This is a genomic window from Phenylobacterium sp. (assembly GCF_031425575.1).
Taxonomy (GTDB): domain Bacteria; phylum Pseudomonadota; class Alphaproteobacteria; order Caulobacterales; family Caulobacteraceae; genus Phenylobacterium.
The window spans coordinates 1-7,336 of the sequence record NZ_JANPJP010000295.1; the positions used below are offsets into that span (position 1 = coordinate 1).

Genomic DNA, 7,336 nt, shown 5'->3' on the forward strand with positions numbered 1-7,336 from the left:
GCGCCCAGCAGCACCACGAGGTCGCCCGCGTGGGCCTCGACGCGGATCATCCCGGCCAGGTCCTTCGGCGCATCGAGGGCCAGCACGCGGCGGTGGCCGTAGCGCTTCAGGCCCTCCACCAGCCCGTCGCGGTCGGCGCCCGCGATGGGCGCTTCGCCGGCGGTATAGACATCGGAGACGATGACGACGTCGGCGTCGTTGAAGCAGCCGCAGAACTCGGGAAACAGGTCGTGCAGACGCGAATAGCGGTGCGGCTGCACCACGGCGATCACTCGGCCATTGGTCACGGCACGGGCAGCCTTCAGCACCGCGGAGATCTCCACCGGGTGGTGGCCGTAGTCGTCGATGATGCGGACGCCGCCCACCTCCCCCACCGTCGTGAACCTGCGCCCCACGCCGCCGAAGGTGGTCAGGCCCTGGCGGATGTCGGCCTCCGAAACCCCCAGCTCCCGGGCGATGGCGATGGCGCCCAGCGCATTCATGACATTGTGGTGGCCGGCCATCGGCAGGTGCAGGTCGATCCAGCGCATGGGTTCGCCGTCGCGGGGCGCGATGATGGCGTCGAAGCGCGAGCCGTCGGGGCCCATGCTGATCTTCTCGGCGCGGACCTCGGCCTGGGGATTGACGCCGTAGGCGATCAGGCGCCGGTTCACCACCTTGGCCGCCATGGCCTGGACGTCCGGGTGATCGGTGCAGACGGCGGCGAAGCCGTAGAAGGGCACGGCCTCCACGAAGTCCTGGAAGGCCTTCTTCACCGCGTTGAAGTCGCCGTAGTAGTCCAGGTGCTCGGGGTCGATATTTGTGACGATGGCGCAGGTGGATTTCAGCTTCAGGAACGTGCCGTCGCTCTCGTCGGCCTCCACCACGATCCACTCGCCCTCGCCCACCTTGGCGTTGGTGCCATAGGCATTGATGATGCCGCCATTGACGACGGTGGGGTCCATGCCGCCGGCGTCCAGCAGAGCGGCCACCAGCGAGGTGGTGGTGGTCTTGCCGTGCGTGCCGCCCACCGCCACGGAGAACCGAAGACGCGTCAGCTCGGCCAGCATCTCACCGCGGTGCACCAGGGGCAGGCGCCGTTCGCGGGCGGCCAGCATCTCGGGGTTGTCGGCCTTGATGGCGGTGGAATAGACGATGGCTGAGGCGCCCTCGATATTGTCCCCGCCCTGTCCGATGAAGACCTTGATCCCCAGCTTCTCCAGCCGCTCGGTGTTGGCGCTGGCCTTGGCGTCGGAGCCCTGCACGCTGTAGCCGATGCGCAGCATGATCTCGGCGATGCCGCTCATGCCGATCCCGCCGATGCCGATGAAGTGCACGGGGCCGACGGCGAACGGGACGGGACGGCGGTTCATGGGGTCACTTCCCGGCTGCGGTCTTCTCGACCAGGTCGGCCAGGCGCTCGGCGGCGTCGGGCTTGGCGATGGAGCGGGCGCCCGCGGCCATGCGGGCCAGGCGCTCGGGATTGGTGAGCAGCTTTTCCAGCGCATTGGCCATGGAGTCGACGGTGAGCTGGTGTTCGCGGGCCATCTGGGCGCCATGGGCGTCCACCATCCCCTGGGCGTTCTGGCCCTGGTCGACGTCCAGCGCGATGGCCAGCGGCACCAGGATGGCGGGTTTGCCGGCGATGGCGAACTCGCAGACCGTGCCCGCGCCGGCGCGGCCGACCACCAGATGGGCGTCCTTCAGGCGGCCGGCCATGTCACGGAAGAAGGGCGCGATCTCGGCGTCCACCATGGCGTCGGCATAGACCTTGCGCGCCTGGTCCATGTTCTCGGCCCGGGTCTGCTGCTGCACCTTCAGACGCAGGCGCAGGGCTTCGGGCAGGGTGCGGATCGCTTCCGGCATCAGCTCCGACAGCAAACGCGCGCCCTGGCTGCCGCCGGTGATCAGCAGGTGGATGGGGCCGTCTTCAGTGGGGGGCGTGTAGGCTAGCTCATAAAGGGCGCGGATCTCCGGGCGCACCGGATTGCCCACCACCACGGCGCTCTGGGCGACCTTGGGCGGGGCCTTCTGCAGCATGGGGAAGGCGCAGGCCACGGCCTTCACGTGGCTCACCAGCCGCCGGTTGGCCCGGCCCATGACCGAGTTCTGCTCGTGCATCACGGTGGGCAGGTTCAGCGTGATCCCCGCCAGCAGGCCCGGCACGGACGGGTAGCCGCCAAAGCCCACCACCACGTCGGGCTTAATGCGGCGGAAGGCGGTGCGCGCCTGCATGACCCCGCGCAGGATCGAGAGGCCGGCCAGCGCCATGCCGACCGGATCACGGGGCTTGTAGGTGCGGGCCGAGAGGCCGATGCGCTCCTCGGCCGGGAAGCTCTCGGCGAAGGCGGCGACGCGCTCGTCGCTGGCCAGCACGATGCGCCAGCCGCGGGCGATCAGGGCTTCGGAAAGCGCCTGGGCGGGGAAGAGGTGCCCACCGGTGCCTCCGGCGGCGACGACGGCGATCTTGCGCATGGGTGCGCTTTAGGCGAACGCCGCGGACTTGGCGAGGCCCTCGCCCTGGGAATAGGCCCCCGGCCGTCGCCTTGTCAGCGCCAGGGCCAGGCCGAGCGTCAGGCAGATGGCCAGCATGGACGAGCCGCCATAGGAGATGAACGGCAGGGTCATGCCCTTGGTGGGGATCATGTTGAGGTTCACCGCCACATTGATGAAGACCTGCTCGCCCACCAGGACGAAGAGACCAGCGGCCGCCACCTGCTGGAACGGGTCGGTCAGCTTCATGGCCTTATAGAGCCCGCGGATGACGATGAAGCCGAACAGGGCGATGAGCATCAGCGAGAAGATCAGGCCGTACTCCTCGGCCGCCACCGAATAGATGAAGTCGGTGTGCAGGTCGGGCACGTGGCGCTTCATGACGCCCTCCCCCGGGCCACGCCCGAAGAAGCCGCCGGCGGCGATGGCCTCGGCCGCGCGGTCCACCTGGTGGGTGTCGGCCCGGTCGGGACTGATGAAACGGTCCACCCGGCTGGCCACGTGGGGGAACAGGAAATAGGTCGAGGCCAGGCCCGCCAGGGCGATTCCGCCCAGCAGCATGACCCAGGACAGGGGCACGCCGGCCATCCAGAAGGCCGCGCCGAAGGCCACGGTGATCAGAACGGTCTGGCCGACGTCCGGCTGGATCAGCAACAGGCCCACCGACAGCAGGTAGAGGCCAAAGGCGATGGTGACTCCGGGGACGCCCTGGCCCTTCTGCCCCTCGGCGAACATCCAGGAGACCAGGATGATCAGGGCCGGCTTCATGAATTCCGAGGGCTGCAGGGTGAAGCCGGCGAACTCCATCCAGCGGGTGGCGCCCTTGGCGCTGTGGCCCATAAAGGGGAGGATCATCATGATCGCGATGGCGCCGATGTAGATGAAGAAGGCCGACCGCCGCACGCCTTTGGTGTCCAGCATGGAGGTCGAGACCAGGATCACGGCGCCGGCGGCGGCGAACACGCACTGGCGGACCGCGAAGTGGAAGGGGTCGCCGACATTCATCCGCGCCGCCGCCGAAGGGCTGGCGGCGAAGGACATCAGCACGCCCAGGATGATCAGGACCCCGACGGCGCCCAGCATCCAGCGGTCGATGGTCCACCACCAGACGCCGACCGGGGTGCGGTCGCTGCGGGCGAAGGCATGGGCTTGCTGGTTGGGAGCCGTCATGCGCGGGCCCCCTTGGCGGCGGGCGCGGCGAGGCTGCGGACAGCGGCGCGGAACGCCTCCCCCCGGGCCTCGAAGTCGGCGAACTGGTCGAAGGAGGCGCAGGCTGGCGACAGCAGCACCACGGCGTCCTGCCCCTTGGCGGCGGCGTCGGCATAGGCCTTGGCCACGGCGACCTCCATTGTTGCGCAGGCGACCGTCTGAGCCTTGCCCTTCAGGGTCTCCTCGAAGGCGTCAGAGGCCTCACCGATCAGGTAGGCCTTCTCGATCTTGGGGAAGAGGTCAGCCAGGGTGTCGATGCCGCCGGTCTTGGGCTGGCCGCCGGCGATCCAGTAGAACTTGGGATAGCTGGACATCGCCTGGCGGGCGGCGTCGGTGTTGGTGGCCTTGCTGTCGTTGACGAAGCGCACGCGGCCCAGCTGGCCCACGGTCTCCATGCGGTGCGCCAGGCCGGGGAAGCTCATCAGCCCCTCGGCGGCGTCCTCGGCGGAAATGCCCAGGCCGCGGGCCGCGGAATAGGCGGCCGCCGCGTTCTGCCAGTTATGGCGTCCCGGCAGGGAGCGGGCCCGCAGCAGGTCGGCCACCTCGACGGCGCGCTCGCCGGTGGCGTCATAGAGCAGGCCCTGCAGGGCGTAGACGCCCCGGCCCATGGCCTTGGACGCCGAGATCGGCACGATGGTCCGGCGGTTGGCGGCGGTGATCTCGGTGCAGATCCGCTGACCCCAGGGATCGTCGACGCCGATGACAGCGGTGTCGCCCTTGCCCTGGTTGAGCAGGATGCGGCGCTTGGCGGCGACATAGCCCTCCATGCCGCCGTGGCGCTCCAGGTGGTCGGGGGAGACGTTCAGCAGGATGGCGACGTCGGGCTTCAGGCTGGTGGTCAGGTCGAGCTGATAGGAGCTCATCTCCAGGACGTAGACGGCGCCGCCGTGCATGTCCTCGAGGTCCAGGACGCCCACGCCGATGTTCCCTCCAACACGGGTGTCGCGGCCGGCCGAGGCGCAGATGTGGCCGATGAGGGCGGTGGTGGTGGACTTGCCGTTGGTGCCGGTGATGGCGACGATCTTGGGGCGCTTGTGCTCGGGTGCAGCGTTCACGGCCCGCGCGAACAGCTCCATGTCGCCGACGATCTCGACGCCGAATTCCCTGGCCTTGGTGACGGTCCAGTGCGGCTCGGGATGGGTCAGGGGCACGCCGGGCGACAGCATCAGGGCGGCGAACCCGCTCCAGTCGGCGGTGGTCAGGTCGACAAGCGGCAGGCCCTCGGCTTCGGCTGCGGCGCGGCCCTCGGGGCGCTCGTCCCACAGCGCCACCTGGGCGCCGCCGGCCACCAGCGCGCGCGCGGCGGCCAGACCCGTACGGGCCAGGCCGAACACGGCGACCGTCCTGCCTTCGAAGCCGCGGACCGGGATCATGACCTGCTCACGCCCTCCCTACCGCAGCTTCAGGGTGGCGAGGCCGAAGATGGCCAGCATCACGGCGATGATCCAGAAGCGGATCACCACGGTGGATTCCGACCAGCCAAGTTTCTCGAAGTGATGGTGGATCGGGGCCATGCGGAACACCCGCTTGCCCGTCAGCTTGAAGGAGACCACCTGGATCATCACCGACAGGGTCTCCAGCACGAAGAGACCGCCGATGATGCCCAGCACGATCTCATGCTTGGTGGCCACGGCGACGGTGCCGATGGCCCCGCCGAGCGCGAGTGAACCGGTGTCGCCCATGAAGATCTTGGCCGGGGGCGCGTTGTACCAGAGGAAGCCGAGGCCCGCCCCGATCATGGCCCCGCACAACACGCCGACCTCCCCCACGCCGGGCACGAAGTGCAGCTGCAGGTACTTGGCGAACACATAGTTGCCGACCAGATAGGTGATCAGGCCAAAGGCGGCCGCGGCGATCATCACCGGCACGGTGGCCAGGCCGTCGAGCCCATCGGTGAAGTTCACGGCGTTGGCGGCGCCGACGATGATGAAGGCGCCGAAGGCCAGATAGAACCAGCCCATGTCCAGCAGCAGGCCCTTGAAGATCGGGAAGGCCACCGAGGTCGCCAGTTCCGGCGATTCCGGCGGCCGGCCGCCATAGATGACGATGAGGGCGACTGCGGCGAGCGCGATCAGCGCCTCCAGCACCAGCCGCACCCGGCCCGAGATCCCGTCCGTGGTCTGCTTGGTGACCTTGGCGTAGTCGTCGGTGAAGCCGAGGATTCCGTAGCCCACGGTGACCAAGATCACCGCCCAGACATAGACGTTGGACAGGTCGGCCCACAGCAGGGTGCCCACCAGCAGCCCGGCCAGGATCATCACCCCGCCCATGGTCGGCGTGCCGGCCTTCTCCACCACGTGGCGGGCGATGCCGTCGGCGCGGATCGGCTGGCCCTTGCCCTGCTTGGCCTGCATCCAGCGGATGAAGCGCGAGCCCATCAGGGCCACCACCAGCTGCGCCGTGAACAGCGCCATACCGGTACGGAAAGTGAGGTATTTCAGCAAGTTGAGGGCGGGAATGTGCCCGCCGGCCGACAGCTGCTCGTAAAGCCAGTAGAGCATCAGCCCGCCTTCCCTGAACGCGCGTCGAGAGCGGCCAGGGCGGCTGTCACCGCGCCCGCTTTCGAGCCGTTGGACCCCTTGACCATCACCAGATCCCCAGGCTCTACGGCCCGGGTGACCTGCGGCGCTAGCTGCGCCGCAGACTCGGCGTACCCGCCTCGTCGAGTCGGCGGAAGGGCGTCCCAGAGGGATTTCATCAAAGATCCGGCGCAGAAGACCTGGTCGATACCGGCCTGGGCCAGCGCTTGCGCCAATCCCGCATGGTATTGCGGCCCACCCTCGCCAAGCTCCAGCATGTCGGTCAGCGCGACGATCCGCCGCCCCGAGGTCGGGCGGGTGCCCAGGCTCTTGAAGGCCGCGATCATGGAGATCGGATTGGCGTTGTAGCTCTCGTCGATCAGGGTGAAGGCCCCGCCCGGCAGGTGGATGGTTTTCTCGGCGCCGCGGCCCTCCAGGGGCTCGAAGGCCGCCAGGGCCGCCAGGCTGTCGCTCAGCGACACGTCCAGGGCCTCCATCATCAGCAGGACCGCCATGCTGTTGGGGCCCCAGTGGAAACCCTTCTGCAGAATGGGGAAGTCCAGCGCCTGGCCATGCATACGCGCCTGGACCACGGCGTGGTCGGCCTGGGGCTGGAAGTCGATCAGGCGGGCGTCGCAGGCCTCGCCGGCCCCGAAGCTCAGCACCTTGGCGCCGGCCTTGCGGGCCGCGTCGGCCAGCAGGTCGAACCAGGCGTTGTCGGCGTTGAGGATGGCGACGCCGCCGGGCTCGACGCCATCAAAAATCTCGGCCTTGGCGCGGGCCACCCCGATCTCGCCGTCCGGGAAGTTCTCCACGTGGACCGCGCCCACCGTGGTGATCGCCACCACGTGCGGCCGCACGAAGCGCGACAGTGGGGTGATCTCATCGGCGTGGTTCATGCCGATTTCGAAGACCGCGCGCTCGGTGTCGCGGGGCATGCGGGCCAGGGTGAGCGGCACGCCGATGTGGTTGTTGTAGCTCTTGACCGAGGAATGCGCCCGGCCGGCCAGCATCAGGCCGGCGCGGACCGCCTGGGTCACGCTGGTCTTGCCCACCGACCCGGTGACCGCGCCGCGGCGCACCTGGGGCGCGCGAACTCGGGCGGCTTCTCCCAGTCTTTCCAGGGCCTTGAAGGT

The 7,336-nt window shown here is 68.9% G+C and carries 6 protein-coding genes; all 6 read right to left on the bottom strand.

Annotation, left to right across the window (positions count from 1 at the left end; all coding sequences use genetic code 11):
* On the bottom strand, positions 1-1,352 hold a 1,352-nt coding region (gene murC, locus RMO97_RS16485), incomplete at its 3' end, for a UDP-N-acetylmuramate--L-alanine ligase (protein WP_310542113.1).
* Positions 1,353-1,356: 4 nt separating this feature from the next.
* Positions 1,357-2,454: an undecaprenyldiphospho-muramoylpentapeptide beta-N-acetylglucosaminyltransferase gene (gene murG, locus RMO97_RS16490; RefSeq protein ID WP_310542114.1), complete on the bottom strand. Its 1,098-nt coding sequence runs from the start codon at positions 2,452-2,454 to the stop codon at positions 1,357-1,359.
* A 9-nt stretch (positions 2,455-2,463) separates the two neighbouring features.
* Complete coding sequence (ftsW, locus tag RMO97_RS16495) at positions 2,464-3,642, bottom strand: putative lipid II flippase FtsW (RefSeq protein WP_310542115.1); 1,179 nt, start codon at positions 3,640-3,642, stop codon at positions 2,464-2,466.
* Positions 3,639-5,054, bottom strand: coding sequence for a UDP-N-acetylmuramoyl-L-alanine--D-glutamate ligase (murD, locus tag RMO97_RS16500; protein ID WP_310542116.1), 1,416 nt, complete (start codon positions 5,052-5,054; stop codon positions 3,639-3,641). The genes ftsW and murD overlap by 4 nt, the downstream gene beginning before the upstream one ends.
* Before the next feature lie 18 nt (positions 5,055-5,072).
* The gene (mraY, locus tag RMO97_RS16505; RefSeq protein ID WP_310542117.1) at positions 5,073-6,182 is read right to left on the bottom strand and encodes a phospho-N-acetylmuramoyl-pentapeptide-transferase; all 1,110 of its coding nucleotides are present in this window, start codon (positions 6,180-6,182) and stop codon (positions 5,073-5,075) included.
* A partial coding sequence (locus RMO97_RS16510; protein ID WP_310542118.1) for a Mur ligase family protein occupies positions 6,182-7,336 on the bottom strand: 1,155 nt, incomplete at its 5' end. The genes mraY and RMO97_RS16510, both read right to left, overlap by 1 nt.